Genomic DNA, 18,355 nt, shown 5'->3' with positions numbered 1-18,355 from the left:
CCATAACACATAGATTCAATTAATCTAATTCTGCTGCGTTAGCTCAAGGAACCGTCAACAGAATCAATTTAATCAATCCTTATTTGCTCAAAATTCTCTTTCGTGCTTATATTCAGATCTTAGACTATAGTTTAACGGAAGATCTGTATATTACTAACTCAGTCTGCGCATTAATGGTACTTGTATAGCTGGGCTCCTGGTAAAAAGAACTGCCATTTCGCCAATATTTATCTTGACCATTAATTTTCATTTCACCGCTTAATACGAACCAAATACATGGCCCAAGGTTCTCCGGAAGAGATAATGTTTCTCCGGCTTTTAAGCGATACTCGGTTAAACAGAAATCATCTACAGGTACTGGGTATTCCAAACCACCATCTTTAGCGATTGGGTCAATACTCTTAGCTTTAACAGGGTCAAAATTAACTATGCTTAATAGCTCTTTCTGGTCAACATGCTTGCTAGTTAAGCCAGCACGAAGCACATTATCGGAATTTGCCATTAACTCAATATTTTGGCCTTCTAAATAAGCATGAGGAATACCCGCATCCTGAAAAACAACACCGCCTTTGGCCACATAACAAAGGTTAAGTAGTAGCACCATCAGCAAACCAGCTTCGAGTTGAGCGTTTGCCGAAGCGGCTCTCATATAGGCTCTCATCATCCAGAAGTAGGCATCATTCTTAGATATGCGATTCTCTTGATAAGCATCTAAGTACTGGTTAACTATAGGCATAATAAGAGGTGCAAGTTCACTACTAGACAAACCAAAAATGTGGCCAACTAGCTGTTTGGTGCCCCCCTCGTTAAATGGTGGCAATAAGGTTTGTAAGCTGTTCTCTTTGCTTAATAAAGCTGTTATTTCTGGTTCAGATTTAAAACCATGTAGTAGCCAAAAATCGGAAAGTGTCAACATAAGTTCTGGCTTATGGTTAGCATCTTTATAGTTACGTTTACTAGGCTCAATAGTTAAGCCTTGCTCTAAGTCATAACCCTTTTCTGCTTGCTTTTTCGTTGGATGAACCTGAATAGAAAGCGGTGCTTTAACATCTAATACCTTAAGTAAAAATGGTAAACGCTTCCCATAGTATTTTATACATGATTCTCCCAAACGACCTTGATAATCGGCAGCCATCCAATCAGTAAGAGGAATACCATTAGTTAGAGTTGCGACTCCACTCGGGTGGTCACCAAGCCAAAGTTCGGCCATCGGCTTGCCCGATGCATGCACTTGACCTGTTAATAAAGGGATATAGAACTCCCCCCCCCCCAATCATAATGTTGTTCAACACCTTTAATTTCTATCATCATTTCCTCATTAAATATTAAACAATTCAAAAGAGTGTTAACAAAGTTTTTTACTTAATACACCTACGTAGACTTGAGAGTTTATATTTGCATTAATTCATAACCATTCAAATACATATAACATCGATACGAAAAAGCGACTAAAGGCCGCTTTTGTTTCGATAAAAAGGTGTTTTTATAGCGCTAAATTACGATCAATCAACTCAATTCGTTGCTTCACACAACCAGCTGAGTCTAACGGATCCTCTAGCGTGTTGGTCACATAATCTACTAGCTGGTCAATACTAGTAGTCAGTACATGGCAACGAGTATCTGAAGAAGCGTAATAGATATAGACTTCACCATTATCTCGCGCTACCATGCCGTTGCAAAACACGACATTAGAAACGTCGCCCACTCTCTCCTCTCCTTCTGGAGCTAAGAAGTAGCCACTTGGTCGATGAGTTACTTTCATCGGGTCAATAAGGTCGGTCATAAAGCAGTACAATACATAACGTAAACCGGCAGCTGTATTACGAACACCGTGGCCAATATGCAGCCAGCCATTATCGGTTTTCATCGGTGCAGGCCCTTGACCATTTTTAGACTCTTTAATCGTGTGATAGGTTTTTGGCTCAATTACATGCTCAACATCTACTACACAATCAGTCATTGAGTCAGCAAACGCCATCCCAATACCACCACCTTTGCCAGCTTCAATAAAGCTGTCTTGAGGCCGAGTGTAAAGAGCATACTTGCCATCAACAAACTCTGGATGCAGCACTACGTTTCGTTGCTGAGCTGAGTTGGTTTTAAGGTCAGCAAGACGTTCCCAAATTTTTAAGTCTTTTGTTCGAACTATGCCACACTGCGCTACTGCTGATGATTCATCACCAGGAGCGGCGTTTGGATCTTTGCGCTCCGTACAAAACAAACCATAAATCCAACCATCTTCATGGCGCGTTAAACGCATGTCATATACATTGGTATCGGGAACATCTGTTTCACCGATCTCACAAGGTTTATCCCAAAAAGTAAAACCGTCGACGCCATTGTTGCTTTCGGCCACTGCGAAGAATGATTTGCGGTCATGTCCTTCTACACGGGCAACCATGTAAAATTTACCATCTAATTCTATTGCGCCAGGGTTAAGCACTGCATTAATACCAAGGCGTTCCATTAAAAAAGGATTGGTTTCAGCATTTAGATCATAACGCCAAGTTAATGGGGCATGCGCGGCTGTTAGGACAGGATCCTTGTAGCGCAAAAATACGCCGTTTCCAGGCAGCTCTGCTTGATTAACTTTAGCGTGTAAGTGCTGGTGCTCTGCCTGCAGCATTGCTAATCGTTGTTGAAATACCGACATAATATCCTCTAAAAAACCTCAGAATTGTTTTTAATGTACTCAACCAAGTCATCAACTTGGGTATATGCAACTGCTGAATAGGTGTCTGCTGCACCGTAGTAAACAGCGATACGACCGGTGTCTGCATCAGCTAAAGCTGCACAAGGAAAGGCTACATTTGGCACAAAGCCAGCCGTTTCATACTCTTTTTCTGGGGTTAATAAATAATCACGTGTACGGTATTTAACTTTCCAAGGCTCATCGATATCCAAAATGGCAGCACCAATACTGTATACAAAACCATTACAAGTACCTGAAACACCGTGGTAAATCATTAACCAGCCCTCACTGGTTTCGATCGGAATTGGACCTGCACCAATTTTGGTACCTTGCCACCAACCTTCACCACCTTTACCAATTACATGGCGGTGCTTACCCCAGTACTCCATATCGTTACTGTGGCTTAAGAACACATCACCAAATGGCGTATGACCGCTGTCTGATGGACGATTAAGCAATACATATTGACCGTTAATTTTACGTGGGAACAATACACCATTACGGTTAAACGGCACGCAGGCATTCTCAAGACGAGTAAAGGTTTTAAAGTCTTTAGTCATGCCCATACCAAGGGTTGCGCCATGATCGTCGGTACACCAGGTAACATAATAAGTATCATCTAGCTTTACTACACGAGGGTCGTAAGCGTAAGTAGGCTGAAATGGTTTACCTTCAGCGTCTACCCACTGAATAGCTTCTTCTTCAAATTCCCAACTTAAAGCGTCTTGACTGTATCCAACATGCAGGTGTGGACGACCGTTTTTGTAGTCAGAACGGAACACACCAATAAAGCCATCGTTAAACGGTACTACAGCACTGTTATAAACACGGGCTGCAGCTGGAAACGGATTCCAACCGATAATTGGATTGTTGCTGTGACGCCACATTACATCTTGGCAATTGGCAGGGCGGTCTTCCCATGGAATATTTGGTAGGGATTCACCCAAAATTTTTACTGTCATTGCTTACTCCAGCTTAATTAAATTGTTTTAGAATATTTAAAATTTGTTGTGTTTTTTGTTCCATCAGTGCGCGGTCACCTCGTGACTCAACGTTTAATCGAACAACCGGTTCGGTGTTAGAACTTCGTAAGTTGAAGCGCCACTGTTCAAACTCAAGGCTGATGCCGTCGGTTTTATCTACAACTAAGGCTTCTTCTTTGAATGCTTCCATAACTGCGTCAACTGCAGCTTTTGCATGACCTAAGGTACTGTTGATTTCCCCGGAAATTGGGAAGTTAGCTTGCTGCTGTTCAACATATTGCGATAGAGATAGCTCTCCATTGGATACCAGCTCAGCGATCAACAACCATGGCAACATTCCGCTGTCACAATAAGCAAAATCGCGGAAATAATGGTGTGCACTCATTTCGCCACCATATACTGCGTCTTCTGCGCGCATCCGCTCTTTGATAAAGGCGTGACCAGTTTTACTTTGTATTGCTTCACCTTTTTCGGCTTCCACTATATCAATGGTGTTCCAAGTTAAACGCGGGTCGTGAATGATCTTAGAACCAGGCTGCTTAGCTAAAAATGCTTTTGCCAATAAACCAACGATGTAATACCCCTCAATAAAGTCGCCGTTTTCGTCGAATAAGAAACAACGATCTACATCTCCGTCCCATGCGACACCAAAATCAGCCTTGTGGGCTAACACCGCCTTGCGGGTATCTTCACGATTCTCCGGCAACAGTGGGTTAGGGATCCCATTTGGGAAGTTGCCATCAGGTTGATGATTGACTTTGATAAACTCGAACAGAAGATGCTCTTCTAAGTTGTCAAGCATATGGCCAGCAGCACCGTTGCCGGCATTAACGACAACTTTAAGCGGTTTTAATTTTGCAGCTTCAATAAAGCTCAGTAGGTGTTGAGTATATTCCCCAGATACGTCGTAACGTTTCGATTTTCCAGTAATAATAGACTCAACAGGGGCAGAATAGTCAGCACTTTCCACTAAGGCTTTAATGTCATTAAGACCACTATCTCCACTAATCGGTTTAGCAGATTCTTTTACCAGCTTAATGCCGTTGTAATCTTTAGGGTTATGGCTAGCTGTAACCATTATTCCGCCGTCTAGGTTTAGATGGTCGGTGGCAAAATAAACTTCTTCGGTGCCAACTAAGCCTAGCTCTAAAACTTCTACACCACTATCGTTTAAGCCTTTAATAACTGCCTTGGCAAACTCTGGGCTACTAAGGCGAATGTCGTAGCCTACAGCAACCTTTTTAGGTTTAAGAAAGTCCGCATACGCTCTGCCTATTCGATAAGACAAATCGTTATTTAGTTGTTCAGGTAACTTACCTCGAATATCGTAAGCTTTAAAAGCAGATGTATTATGCATTGTCTTATTCACTCCAAATCGTAACGTTACCATTTTGCAATATAAAAAGCTTAATTCAAGAGAATGTAAGCTAAAAACTAGGGAATGTGACTTGTAACTCGTTTTCCATTAAAGCTACAAATCACGCGAATCTGTTTACTTGGACGTTTAACGTTGATAATAAACCGTTTTTTGTAAAGTCTGCAGATGCTTAACCGTCTCGCCGTTAATTCGGCGCAGCAAGTGTTGAATCAACTTTCGACCCACTTGGTGAAAGTCTTGTCTGTAACCCGAAATTGGCGGCATAAAAAAGCTTGGGAGATCACACGTCTCTACCAGTACCACATCGATATCTTCACCAATAGTCTTGCCTGTATCTTGGATCCCGGCCAGCAAACCACAGGCACTGATTTCAGAACCACAAATTAAGCCATCAGGAGCTTGATCGCCCAACATCATTTTGTTGCCAAGTTTACGATAGTCGTCAACATCGGAATCTAAAATAATGTTTTTCTCAATCTCAAAGTCGTAACCAAACTCTCTAGCTGCTCGCCGCGCACCGTAATACTTATGCCATGCATAGGTATAATCATGAGAAGAACTTAACAAGCGAATATTTTTGCGCCCTTGCTCATAAAGCTGCCTTGCCGCACGATAAGCCATATCATGGTTATCGATATCCACATATGGATGCTCAATACTCATTTCCGTTTGGCCAAAGGTGACAAACGGTATCTCGTTGTTATGCAGATAAGCAACGCGTTCATCTTGAGTTTTAGTTAAGTTGAAAATCATACCGCCACAAAGGTTATTTTCGAATGCATACCTTACAGGCTCCATTGGGTCTTCATCCGGAGCCATTGGTAATACAGTCAGGTGGTAAGGTGTTCCTTTAAGTGCAGCGGTGAGACCTTCGATCAGTGCAAGTGAGCCAACATCACCGACAATATCACCAGGCTTGGTTACCGGTAAAATTGCGCAAATGTTGTAGTTAATACCAGTACGAAGCCCAACACCAGAGAGATTGGGTCGATAACCAAGCTTTTTGGCTGCAGCCTTAACTATTTCTTTGGTGGGTTGCTTTACATCATCACCATCTTTCAATGCCCTTGACACTGTAGTGACAGACAAACCCGTATATTCTGCAATAGTTTTTAACGTTGCCTTTGCCATGATCACCTTCACTTCCTATACAAAAATTCGTAACGATTTCAGCTAAAATGGTCTCACACCCTCCCTTTAGCCACAAGGGTATGGATAGAATACTCACCTATAAATGCAAAAGTTACAAATCATGTCAAAGCTTTCGATTAACCTTGCTCAATTAACCAAAAAACAAACTTCCCATAAGGAGCGATTATTACGATCTGGTCTCTGTTTCTGCGTTAAATAACGAAATATTTTGCAGATTAAAGTGCAAGCCAAAGTTATCGCCGTTCTTAATCTGAATATTTGCGTCTAACTTGGCTCTCACTGGCTGGCCGTGCATGTCGAACTCAGCTAAGGTTTCTGATCCAGTCATTTCAAACGCTGTTACAGTGAGCTCAGTTTCAAAAGCGCTATTAAGCGGCGATTGGGTAATATGCTCTGGACGAATACCTAGCAACACCTGCATGCCTTTCTTGGGTTGTTTAGTAAACTCATAGTTTGGGATAGGAATCTGGATATCATTCACCAATACATTCCAGTCACCTTCGCCTCCCATTAACTCACCTTTTAACAAGTTGATTTGTGGTGATCCAACAAATTTGGCTACGAACACATTACTAGGTTGATTGTAAATCTCATAAGGAGTACCAATTTGTTGGATCTCTCCTTTATTTAACAACACAATCTTCGTCGCTAAGGTCATCGCCTCGATTTGGTCATGAGTTACGTACAAAATGGTAGCGTTTAGTTTAGCGTGCAGGTTTTTAAGCTCTAAGCGCATCTCACCACGCAGTTTTGCATCCAAGTTACTTAATGGCTCATCGAACAAAAACACTTTAGGGTTACGCATTAACGCACGACCAATTGCTACCCTTTGACGTTGACCACCCGACAGTTGAGCTGGAGTTCGATCTAATAAAGGTTCAATCTGTAGTAACTGAGCAACTTCTTTAACACGCTTCTCTATCTCTGCTTTTGGCTTTTTGTTGATTAACATGCCGAAGCCGATATTCTCCGAAACGGTCATATGTGGAAATAGCGCATAAGACTGAAACACCATCGCTATATCGCGGTTTTTCGGATCTTCTAAGGTTACGTCTTTATCTCCGATAAAAATGCCCCCTGCTGTTACATCCTCTAGGCCTGCAATCAAACGCAATAACGTTGATTTACCGCAACCCGATGGGCCAAGCAGAACAGTAAATCCACCGGCTTCCATCTCTAGGCCAATACCGTCGATAATTACATTTTTACCGTAGGCTTTATTTAACGCTTTAACTTCAACAGCATGCATAGCTATTTTCCTCATAACTGGTGATTCTTGAATAAATTTCTAGGCATGCGCGGCCATTATGATAGGGACATTTCCACGGCTCAACTTTCGCTTCACCGGTATATGGATTACCTTGGCGATCGGTTTTCCAATGCCACTCTCCATTTTTCATATCTACAATTTGATGTTTAATGATTTTCCAGCAGTCTTGAGCAGCCCCCAAATACCTAGAGTCAAAGTCTTTTTGAAAGGCATTATAAAAGCCCACCATTGCTTCCGCTTGAACCCACCAAATACGATCACTGTCTAACATTTTTCCGTGTTGTAACTCATTGAAAATAGCGCCATCAGCATCTCTGCCTTGCATCAGGGTCACATCGGCCATTTTGGTAGTTAGCGCATAAATGCTCGCAGAAAGTTGCTTATTGCTGATACAAGCTGCAGCGTCGTCTAACAGCCAAGTACCCTCAATGTCATGACCATAAGACACATCTTTAGACACACATTTCCAATCGCGACTAAAGAACAAGCCAAAGTGTAAATGTTCATCAACAATGGTGTCGCGGAACAACACTAGTAACTCACTAAGGCGTTGCTCAACCAGTTCATTAGGCCATACTCGATGCAAATTTGCATAAGCTTCTAATATGTGAAGATGGGTGTTCATCGACTTTTCAGCCAGAACTTCTTCTGCGGTATCACATACAAGATGGTTTTCTATGGCCTGCCAATGCTGGTCAAATGCTTCGATATAGCCGCCATTGACCTGGTCGTAAGCATTTGACTCAATAAGTTCAAATAAGCCTTTGGCAATATCAAGCGCTTCTTGATCTTTAGTTATGCGAAAATATTCAGTTAAAGCATAAATAGCAAAACCTTGGTTATAGATATGTTTTTGCGGGTCTTTCACTTTACCTTTGCTATCGAGCATCCAGTAAACTCCGCAGCTCTCGCTGTCTAAAGCTTGTTCTTTTATGAACAAATACGCATGTTTTGCGGCTGCCAAATACTTCTCATTTGGAAGAATCCGATGCGCAGCTGAAAAACTCCATAGTATTCGAGAATGCAATAGAACGGCTTTGTCATGATCTTTATCAACGGTACCATTGAAATCAGCAAAACAGTGAAAACCACCATTGCTCTCGTCTATCATTTCAAGCCAAAAGCTCAAGATATTGTTATCTACCTCATGCGCCATTTCTTGCTTAAAGTCTTTTAGTTTCATATTTTTAATTACTTTTATTCAAATCAGGAAATTTGTGGATATACCATGCCAATACCAATAAGGCGGCTGGCGTTATGCCAAACAACAAAAACACGATGGGTGAAAACAGGCCTACTAACACGCACAACGCACTCACCAAAATAAGGGTAAATGGTAAACTTGGGTGGCTACGCAATAGGCTCAAAGCCAGCCTCCAGCGTTGCTTTGCTGATGCTCGGAATATGCTCCCTTGAAGAATTGATGCACTCAACAACATCATCAAAAATGCCAGCAAAGGTAAAATAGCCAAGCTAAGCAGCTGTAATATTTCGGTATCACTGCCAAGTGCCCAATGTAAATACCAGCCAAGAGAAAACATCATCAATATAATGGGAAGGCCAACTACGTTGCTAACCACCAGCTCTTTGCACCATTCACAAAAAAAATCAGTCAAACCGGTTTTGTTGCCCTTATTCATGAAACGACGAAATATTAACAATAAGGTGCTAGTTGCTGGGATTACGCCAAACACTCCAGCTCCCAACACAAGCATAAGCATCCAACACAAATTCATCACAACCAGTTGGCTAAACCAATTACAAAAAGTTATTAATGGGGATGCTTGGCTCATAATTACAATTACCCTTTCACTGCGCCGTTTGTAACACCTGCGTAGATTTGTTTCTGCAGTAGTAGGAACACAACAATTGAAGGGATCAAAATGATAATGATGCCGGCTGAAATAGTGGTCCACTCAGTACCAAATACAGAAGTAAACTTGTATAAGGCTGTAGAAACGGTCACTTGAGACTTCTCTGGCAAGTAAAGCAATGGAAAGTAAAAGTCGTTATAAATGAAGATGGTACGCAAAATAATTACCGTAGCAGTCGCCGGCTTTAACAACGGTAAAACTATCTTCCAGTAAATTAGGAAATAAGATGCACCTTCAATTTTTGCAGCTTCATCCAGCTCTAGTGGGATGCCTTTCATAAACTGCAAGAAGATATAAATCATGACTACATCGGCACCGATGTATAACATGATTACGGACCCTTTATGGTTGATTAAATTAAGTGCTTTAATTACCTCAAACGTTGCTACCTGTGTTGTTACTGCAGGTACCACCATTGCAATCACATAAGCCAACAGCACTAGCTTTTTGCCTTTAAAGTTGAATCGCGATAACACATAGGCAACTTGGGTACCAAAAACTACCGTAAAGAATAGTGAAATAATCAGGATGGTACCGGTGTTAGTAAACGCCAACCCTAAGTTTCCATCAGCAAACACTTTGATGTAATTGTCAAAGTTCAAGAAGTTTTCAGGCAGCGCTACTTTACTGGTGGTGTAGTACTCTTTTGAGGTTTTAAATGATGCCAATAGCACAGCAAAAGGTGGTACTAATACAGCCACAGAAGCTAGTATTAAGGTCATGTACTTAAACAGTGTCCAGAATACCCAGCGAGGCTGCTTCAACTTACCAATAAAGCGGGCTTTTTTAATTTCATCCCCGGTTCTGACCTGGCTAGCTAAAGAGGCCGTGGGAGTCATAGAGGAAACTTGCTGACTACTCATAATTATGCCTTATCTCCGAACAATACTTTTTGAAGAATCATAAACAACACCACTATCAACAGTAGGAGTACTGCCATTGCAGATGCCAAACCAAAGTCGTTGAAGTTAAATGCTGTTTCTAAAGTTGCCATTACAAAGGTTTTGGTACCATTTGCGCCTTTGGTGATGATCATTGGAATTTCGAACACCGATAGAGAACCAACAAAAGCGAGTAATACCTGAAGGCCAATGATTAACTTAATAGAGGGTAAAGTTATATAGCGGAACTGATCCCATTCACCTGCACCTTCGATCTTAGCTGCCTCATATTGGTCTTGAGGAATAGACTGCAACACACCAAAAAACAGGATTAGATTAAAACCAAGGTAACGCCATACCGAAGCACCAACCAATGACCAGTTAACTACGTCACTATCCATTAACCAGGGCATGATCCAAGCATCTAAGCCCAAAGCCGCTAAGAAGTTATCGAAGGCGCCATCCACTTGATAGAAAATTTGAAATACCATCGATGCAGCTACGGCGTTTAAAACAAAGGGAATAAATAGCAGCGTTTTAAAAAAGTTTCGGCCCGCGAGCTTAGTGTTAACTAACACTGCAAACCATAAAGACAACACCAACTGAATCACCGCGCCGACAAAATAGTACAAAGTGTTTAGCAATGGTCCCAAGATGTCAGGCTCTTCAACCATATATTGATAATTATCTAGGCCAACCAAGTTTTTAACAGGTGCGTATCCATCCCAATCAGTCACACTCATATAGAACAATTGACTAGCGGGATAGTATGAAAAGGTAAACAACAACCCTAACGGTATAGCTAAAAAAGCTAAGATGATTATTCGCTGCTGCTGCTTAAGAGTAAGGTTAAACATGGTTTCTCCGATGCTGCCCGACTTAACTCGAGACTTACTTCAATTAAGAACAATTTCCTTGGCTAAAAAACACTAGCCTTCTTAGGTTAGGCAAAATTCTAGCGATAACCTCTAACCATTAATGACATAAAACTAAAATGCCTAGGTTAAAAAGTTAACGACAATTCTTCCAACCGAAATAATGGTAACGTTACGATTTAATATGTACAAGGAAATTTTATTAAGTTCCGAAAAATAGAGTCTGTATAAGGCCAGCATCAGGCCTTAATGATCCACTACCAGACAGAGCAAAATATAAAGAAAATATCCATGCTAACGAGTTAGATCGAAAGCAGATTGAATAATTACCTTATATGATTACATATGGCGTTATAAAAACCTGAAAGATAATTAAACACAGCAATAAAGTATCACAATGATAGACCCAAGCTATTAGCTGGGACTTATCACAAAACCGGCGTCATTTATTTAATAGATTTTCTCAGATATCAAACTAAAGATTCTGATCACTATTTTGTTAGAGTAAGGTTAAACTTTAAAATAAGAAAGCTCGTTTTTTTGTGACTCTGATAGCTGCGAAAGCTCATTTGAAGCCTGAAGGCTTTGATTAAAAGCTGAGACATTATCCTTTACTAAGTCAAGCGCTTGAGTTGTATTGCGAGAAACGTCTTCTGTCACACTTTGTTGCTGCTGTGAAGCAGTTGCAACCAAAGTATTAATTTCAGAAATTGACTCTACAGATACAAAAATATCTTCAAAAGAAGAATCAATTTTATCTGCGAGTACCACTGAATTTTCTATTAAGTTGACATTCTTCTTCATATTTTGATTAGCCTTCTCCGATTGCAATTGGAGCTTTTCTATCAAATCTTGGATGTTTATTGTTGATTTTTGTGTTTTAGAGGCTAGGTTACGTACTTCATCTGCTACAACAGCAAACCCTCTTCCGTATTCACCAGCACGTGCTGCTTCAATTGCCGCATTCAAAGCAAGTAAGTTTGTTTGCTCAGAAATTCCTTTTATAACATCTGTTACGCTGCCAATTTCCACCGCAAATTCTTGTAACTCATTAACTAACTTTGCGGTATCAGCTACCGATATGTTGATCTCTTTTGATAAACTAATATTTTCTGCTAGTTTATTTTTTCCTGCAGACACACTAAATTGTGCTTCTTGTGCCTTTTCTTCAGCCATTACTGCTTTACCACTTACCTCATTTGAGGTAGATGACAGCTCACTAATTGCGGTTGAAATTTGTTCTACTTGTGCCATTTCAAGTTGAGCATTGGATAAGGTATTATTCATCACTACATTTAACTCTTGAGATGCCGATGCTACGTTTTCAGAAATACTGTGGGAATTCTTAATTAGTGCTGATAGTTGATCCGATAAGTTAACCAAGGACTTATATATCCCTGTTTCGTTGTCTGTTTTCACTAAACTTTGAGGTATTCTACCTTCAGCCATATTAGCCATAAGTAATTCAATATCTCTAGGAGCACCTCCTATTGGTATAAGCACTAGTTTTTGGATTAATACTGATAAAATAAATACTGTAATTATCAAACAAATCACGCCTGTAATCAGAGAATATATTAGCTGAAAATGAACCTTTTCCTCTATAAGATTATCATTTACAAAAGAAACAAATGCCCAATCATTTACCTCTAACTTACCCCAAAACGCTGTAAATTCATTAACTTTTCCGTCAACAGTTGCAGAGTATGACATTACAGGGTTGTTATTGTTGAATCTTTTATACAAAGGGCGCTCTGAAAAAATATTTTTCCCGATGAAGTCAGGATATGGAGCAATCAGTATTGTGCCCTCTTTGGTATACATAAATAAATTTTTTAAGCTAATAAGCTCACCTAAAACAGCTTCCAATTTGATAGTTGACAGAACAGCAAAAGAATTATTTATTTTATAAGCCATTCCCAAAACCTCATTACCTGATACTGCTGAATTAAAAGGAGATGATATATAAAAAGTTTCCCCATTATTGAAAAGCGCATTGTAATACTCACGATTAAGCTCTTTAACATTAAAATCTAAAAAATTACCTTTTACATCATAAATATCACCATTATCTCTAAACAGATAAATACCATCAGTTATCCTCCGTTGTGATTTGTATACAGTTTTTAACTTTGCAATGACATTTGAAGATAGACCACTTGAAGTTATGTCATCTGCGCTAACATCCACAGCAGAGATGAAATCTTTGTAGGCATTAAACCTCTCAGTTAATACTGACTCAATAGTTAAATTGCTCTGTTTTAAAATGGTTTTATTAAGAGCGATACTTTCATCTTTAAATGAGTTATAGTTTAAAGTTATAATAAGTGTTATTATAGCAATAACACTTATACTAAGTGATCCTATCAGTTTAATTTTAAATTTCTTCATATTTCCATAACCTCTTTAAATAGCGACACTATAAAAGTGTTTAATATAGCACTATTTCAAATTTTACTTAGTTATTCTTACTCTTTTAATAAACCACCTAACTCTATGGCTGAATGACGCAATATTGGTTCAAAAGTTAATAATTCATTTAAGTCTTTTCTGATCACTGGTGCGTGCGTAAATAGACAGGCAAACAGCCTACCATCTTGATCTTTAATTGGAACAGAACAAGCCACCATCCCATCGATAAACTCTTCATTATCAGTCCCTAACTCACACTTCTGAATTTTTAATAGTTCATTTTCTAGTAAGTCAGACTCTGTCAAAGTATTACGAGTAAGCTGATCAAATGGCAATTTGTCGATAATGCGCAAGCGTCGCTCTGTTGGTAAAGAGCTTAAATAAAGTTTACCGCTGGCAGTACACCAAGAGGGTGTATGAGACCCGATAGGTAAATGAACCCGCAGCGGCCAATTTGTCTGTACTCGATCGTAATAAATCATTTCAATGCCATCTGGTATCGCGATACCACAAGTTTCGCCAATAGTATGAGCTAAATTTTTTAATATGGCCTGACGTAACGCTTTAAACCTACTGCTGTGCAAAACACCTAAAGCAATACTATGCATTCGGTCACCAGGAACCAGCAAACCACGCATATTAATTTGCACGTAATTATCTGCTTCTAGCAACTGTATTAAACGATGTATACTGGGCTTAGGAATATCAAGTAAAAATCCTAGTTCAGCGGGGGACAAAGGTCTCTCAGCCAGAGAAACAGTTTCGATTATTTCAAGTACCCTGGTAATAGATGAACCTTTTTCTCTTCGCTGAACTCTCATTTTATATCCTGTCATTAATATCGATATCATTATAAGTACGTTAAGTGAAAATAGTATCGAGAGCCCCCCTTCAAGCACAACTTATTTTGTTACCTCATTTTTATTATGACTGCTATTAAATCAATCACAACAAGTTTTCTAAAAAACACAACTGAATTTATCCTTCACTGAAATTAAGTAATAAGCGATACTTTGTATTATATTGAGACCTCAGCATAACCCTTATTTTAACAAATAATATTAATCTTTGATCATATTGATGTTTTTTTTCACGATAAATCAATTTATCGAGTTATGCAGAAGTCTCATATTAGTATCGCCCCCCTGTCATAGAGATATCAAGGCAAAAACTGCTTAATGAAAATCAACTCATAGTTGGCATTGAAAAAACAGCACCCTCACGAACCCCAGCTGAAGGCCAACGTTGAGTTATGGTTTTTCGCTTTGTGTAGAAACGAACTGAGTCTGGACCATAGGCGTGTAAATCACCAAATAATGAGCGTTTCCAACCGCCAAAACTATGATAAGCAACAGGCACAGGTAATGGCACATTAATTCCAACCATACCGACTTTGATATTGTCAGAAAAATATCGAGCTGCTTCACCATCACGTGTAAAAATGCATGTACCGTTTCCATATTCATGATCATCTATTAAGTCCATTGCTTCTTGCATTGTATTAACTCGCACCACTTGCAGAACGGGCCCAAATATCTCCTCTTTGTAACTCACCATATCTGGAGCCACATTGTCGATTAATGTACCACCAACAAAAAAACCGTCGCAGTAGCCTTTAACTTCAGGTTCTCTACCGTCAACCACAATAGTGGCCCCCTGTTCTTCAGCATGATTGATATAACCCACTACTTTGTCACGATGCTGTGCTGTGATAACAGGACCAAAATCATTACTACTATCGCTATACGCACCTACTTTTAAGCCTGACATTGCCTGTGTCATACTGTTAACCAAAGCATCACCAGCCTCGCTTCCTACTGCAACCGCAACAGACAGTGCCATACAACGCTCACCCGAAGAGCCAAATGCAGCACCGAGCAGCTGACTAACGGCATTTTCCATATCGGCATCAGGCATTATGATGGCGTGATTTTTTGCTCCTCCCAATGCCTGACACCGTTTTCCATTAGCGCTAGCAGTGGCATATATATATTCAGCAATGGGTGTTGAACCGACAAAGCTAACTGCTTTAACACGCTCATCAGATAACAAAACATCAACCGCGACTTTATCTCCATTGACGACATTCATCACACCATCAGGTAGCCCTGCCTCTTTTAATAACTGAGCAATAAACAAGGTTGAGCTTGGATCACGCTCCGATGGCTTTAAGATAAAGCAGTTACCGCAAGCAATTGCCATCGGGAACATCCACAAAGGTACCATCGCAGGAAAGTTAAAAGGGGTGATACCAGCAACCACGCCTAACGGCTGAAATTCGCTCCATGAATCAATGTTTGGACCCACATTTTTACTGTGCTCCCCTTTCATTAGCTCTGGTGCACCACAAGCATATTCAACATTCTCAATCCCGCGCTGTAATTCACCCGCTGCATCATGTGAAATTTTTCCATGTTCTTCACCAATCATCTGGCAAATTTTATCGGCGTTCGCTTCTAGTAAGGCTTTAAAGCGAAACATCACCCGTGCGCGTTTAATAGCAGGAGTATTGCGCCAAGCCGGAAATGCTGATTGGGCACAACTAATCGCTTGTTCGACAGTTTCAACTGAGGCTAGTGCGACTTGCTTTGTCGCCAGCCCCGTTGCCGGGTTAAACACATCTTGAGTGCGTTCGGCGTCAGAACAGATTTCGCCGTTGATTAAATGTCCAATAGTATTCATAAGTAATTCCTAAATAGATAAAATGTTAATAACTAACGTTAATCCCACAAGCCTTTATAAATGGCGACCATTTCGTTGATAGAAGGTTCAATGGGATTATTGGAAGGAGAGCCAGAGGCCAGCGCTTGTTCGGCCATTGTTTGACAGACATCGAAGAATGTGTCGCGATTAATACCGAACTGTTGTGGTGTTGGCACCGCTAACTCTTCATTTAATGCTTGCAGCTCAATCAACAGTTTCTGATTGGCAGTATCATTACTGTCTTGTACCGTTGCTACTCCCATCGCCCGTGCGCAATCCGCATAACGTGCTGGCGCAGCAGGAATTGAAAAGGCAGTAACACTAGGTAATAACATGGCATTCGACAGACCGTGAGGGACATGAAAAAACGCACCGATTGGGCGGCTCATACCATGAACCAGTGCGACCGATGCGTTAGAAAATGCAATACCCGCCAAAGTTGAGCCAAGCATCATTGCTTCTCGAGCTTGCTGATCTTCACCCTTGTGGTAGGCTTTTCTCAAATGAGGGCCAATTAGTTTTATCGAAGCAATTGCCTGACTATCACTGTAGGCATTGGCTTTTTTACTCACATAAGCCTCCATCGCATGCGTTAGCGCATCAATGCCTGTATCGGCGGTGATCCGTGGAGGTAAGCTTATCGTTAGCTTGTAATCAACTAACGCTGCGATAGGCATAAAACCCATACCGACACAGAGCATTTTCTCGTCGTTACTCTCATCGGTGATGATGGTAAACCTTGTGACTTCAGAGCCTGTCCCCGCCGTAGTCGGTATAGCTATCACAGGCAAGCCTTGCTCTATGACCATACGTGGGAAACGATAATCTTGCATGACCCCACCATGCTTCGCCAGTATTGCAATTGCCTTGGCACTATCGATTGGACTGCCACCGCCAAGGGCAATAATACAGTCGTAATTCCCCTCGCGTGCTTTCTCAACGCCCGCTTGAATAGAATGAACCGTGGGTTCAGGCACTGTATCATCAAAAATATCGGCGCTAATTTGATCTTCGCTTAAGCAATCTTTTATACGTCGGGCATAGCCGAGCTCCACCATCATTTTGTCAGTAATTATTAGCGGACGTTTACAGTTAAGGCTAATTAATATGTTAGGGATTTCCAGGCTAGCATTTTCTCCAACCTGCATAATCCTTGGTAGAACAACTTGAGAAGACATAACAACTCCTGTCTGTATTGATCATATTAATAAGTGGTTTCGTACTATCATAAGGCGCACCACTTATTGTTTTACGTTTTTAATTGTGGCGAAAAACTGGGGCGCGCTTAGCGATAAACGCATGCATGCCTTCTTTTTGCCCCTCTGTAGCGAAGGCTGCTTGGAATAACCGACGTTCATGACGTATGCCCTCACTAAGGCTGGTCTCAAAAGCGACATTAACAGCTTCTTTCGCCATACGTACAGCAGGGTTGTTGTAGCCTGCAATGGTATGTGCCGCTTCCAATGCGGTTTGTAACAACTCTTTAGCGGGGACCACTCGCGCAACTAAGCCAGCCGCTTTTGCTTCATGTACATCAATTGTCCTACCTGTCAGAACAAGGTCCATAGCGAGTGATTTACCGATGGCATTAGCCAAACGTTGAGACCCACCAATACCAGGTAAAATACCTAATTTGATTTCCGGTTGTCCGAACTGAGCGTCTTCTGAGGCAATGATAAAATCACACATCAATGCTAGTTCACAGCCACCGCCTAGCGCATAACCACTCACAGCGGCAATGATCGGTTTGCTAATTAAGCGCAGCTCATCCCAAGGTGCAAAAATGTCGTCACAGTAGAACTCGGAATAGCTCAAATTTGCCATTTCCTCAATATCTGCGCCAGCGGCAAACGCTCGCGCACTGCCGATAATAACGATTGCTCCAATGTTATCGTCAGCGTCAAAAGCCTTCAAAGTATCAACAACTTCTCTAGCAAGCTGTCTACTCAAGGCGTTCAGGCTTTTGGGGCGATGTAGCGTAATAATGCCCACCCGCTCACGACGCTCGACAAGTATCGTTTCCACTGGGGCCACAGATTCTGCATTATCCGCAGTTGCTATGTTTTCTTGATTTGTGTCGACAGGCTTAGCTTTAGCGCTATTTTTTGTTTTCATTATTCGACTCTCTCTTCTCG

General features: G+C 40.9%; 15 protein-coding genes. All 15 read right to left on the bottom strand.

Translation table 11 applies throughout. The features are described 5' to 3' along the window. Nucleotides 1-124: 124 nt before the first annotated feature. Nucleotides 125-1,273: a mannose-6-phosphate isomerase, class I gene (manA, locus tag MED121_RS23100; RefSeq protein ID WP_009836221.1), complete on the bottom strand. Its 1,149-nt coding sequence runs from the start codon at nucleotides 1,271-1,273 to the stop codon at nucleotides 125-127. Nucleotides 1,274-1,483: 210 nt separating this feature from the next. After that, a complete protein-coding gene (locus MED121_RS23095) occupies nucleotides 1,484-2,653 on the bottom strand; it encodes a glycosidase (RefSeq protein WP_009836220.1) in 1,170 nt (389 codons plus the stop codon). An 8-nt stretch (nucleotides 2,654-2,661) separates the two neighbouring features. Continuing rightward, nucleotides 2,662-3,654 carry a glycoside hydrolase family 130 protein gene (locus MED121_RS23090; protein ID WP_009836219.1) on the bottom strand — a complete coding sequence of 331 codons (993 nt, stop codon included), beginning with the start codon at nucleotides 3,652-3,654 and terminating at the stop codon, nucleotides 2,662-2,664. Nucleotides 3,655-3,667: 13 nt separating this feature from the next. Further along, nucleotides 3,668-5,032: a phosphomannomutase/phosphoglucomutase gene (locus MED121_RS23085; RefSeq protein WP_009836218.1), complete on the bottom strand. Its 1,365-nt coding sequence runs from the start codon at nucleotides 5,030-5,032 to the stop codon at nucleotides 3,668-3,670. A 147-nt stretch (nucleotides 5,033-5,179) separates the two neighbouring features. After that, complete coding sequence (locus tag MED121_RS23080) at nucleotides 5,180-6,184, bottom strand: LacI family DNA-binding transcriptional regulator (RefSeq protein WP_009836217.1); 1,005 nt, start codon at nucleotides 6,182-6,184, stop codon at nucleotides 5,180-5,182. A gap of 187 nt (nucleotides 6,185-6,371) precedes the next feature. Then, entirely contained in the window at nucleotides 6,372-7,454 is a 1,083-nt protein-coding gene (gene ugpC, locus MED121_RS23075) for a sn-glycerol-3-phosphate ABC transporter ATP-binding protein UgpC (RefSeq protein WP_009836216.1), read from the bottom strand. Next, nucleotides 7,441-8,658, bottom strand: a complete 1,218-nt coding sequence (locus MED121_RS23070; protein WP_009836215.1) for an AGE family epimerase/isomerase — start codon at nucleotides 8,656-8,658, stop codon at nucleotides 7,441-7,443. The genes ugpC and MED121_RS23070 overlap by 14 nt, the downstream gene beginning before the upstream one ends. Nucleotides 8,659-8,662: 4 nt before the next feature. Beyond that, the gene (locus tag MED121_RS23065) at nucleotides 8,663-9,268 is read right to left on the bottom strand and encodes a DUF624 domain-containing protein (protein ID WP_009836214.1); all 606 of its coding nucleotides are present in this window, start codon (nucleotides 9,266-9,268) and stop codon (nucleotides 8,663-8,665) included. Nucleotides 9,269-9,276: 8 nt separating this feature from the next. After that, complete coding sequence (locus tag MED121_RS23060; RefSeq protein WP_009836213.1) at nucleotides 9,277-10,212, bottom strand: carbohydrate ABC transporter permease; 936 nt, start codon at nucleotides 10,210-10,212, stop codon at nucleotides 9,277-9,279. Between the two features lie 2 nt (nucleotides 10,213-10,214). Further along, nucleotides 10,215-11,087: a sugar ABC transporter permease gene (locus tag MED121_RS23055; RefSeq protein WP_009836212.1), complete on the bottom strand. Its 873-nt coding sequence runs from the start codon at nucleotides 11,085-11,087 to the stop codon at nucleotides 10,215-10,217. Between the two features lie 528 nt (nucleotides 11,088-11,615). Continuing rightward, the gene (locus MED121_RS23050; protein ID WP_009836211.1) at nucleotides 11,616-13,496 is read right to left on the bottom strand and encodes a methyl-accepting chemotaxis protein; all 1,881 of its coding nucleotides are present in this window, start codon (nucleotides 13,494-13,496) and stop codon (nucleotides 11,616-11,618) included. A gap of 77 nt (nucleotides 13,497-13,573) precedes the next feature. Beyond that, entirely contained in the window at nucleotides 13,574-14,338 is a 765-nt protein-coding gene (locus MED121_RS23045) for an IclR family transcriptional regulator (RefSeq protein WP_009836210.1), read from the bottom strand. A 364-nt stretch (nucleotides 14,339-14,702) separates the two neighbouring features. Further along, nucleotides 14,703-16,199 carry a CoA-acylating methylmalonate-semialdehyde dehydrogenase gene (locus MED121_RS23040; RefSeq protein WP_009836209.1) on the bottom strand — a complete coding sequence of 499 codons (1,497 nt, stop codon included), beginning with the start codon at nucleotides 16,197-16,199 and terminating at the stop codon, nucleotides 14,703-14,705. Nucleotides 16,200-16,237: 38 nt separating this feature from the next. Beyond that, complete coding sequence (locus tag MED121_RS23035) at nucleotides 16,238-17,398, bottom strand: iron-containing alcohol dehydrogenase (RefSeq protein ID WP_036181767.1); 1,161 nt, start codon at nucleotides 17,396-17,398, stop codon at nucleotides 16,238-16,240. Nucleotides 17,399-17,477: 79 nt separating this feature from the next. Further along, nucleotides 17,478-18,335: an enoyl-CoA hydratase gene (locus tag MED121_RS23030; protein ID WP_009836207.1), complete on the bottom strand. Its 858-nt coding sequence runs from the start codon at nucleotides 18,333-18,335 to the stop codon at nucleotides 17,478-17,480. Nucleotides 18,336-18,355 lie beyond the last annotated feature (20 nt).

It is taken from the genome of Marinomonas sp. MED121 (assembly GCF_000153025.1).
Lineage (GTDB): Bacteria > Pseudomonadota > Gammaproteobacteria > Pseudomonadales > Marinomonadaceae > Marinomonas.
Note: the sequence above shows the minus strand (reverse complement) of the source record. Positions and strands in the feature narration are given on the sequence as shown.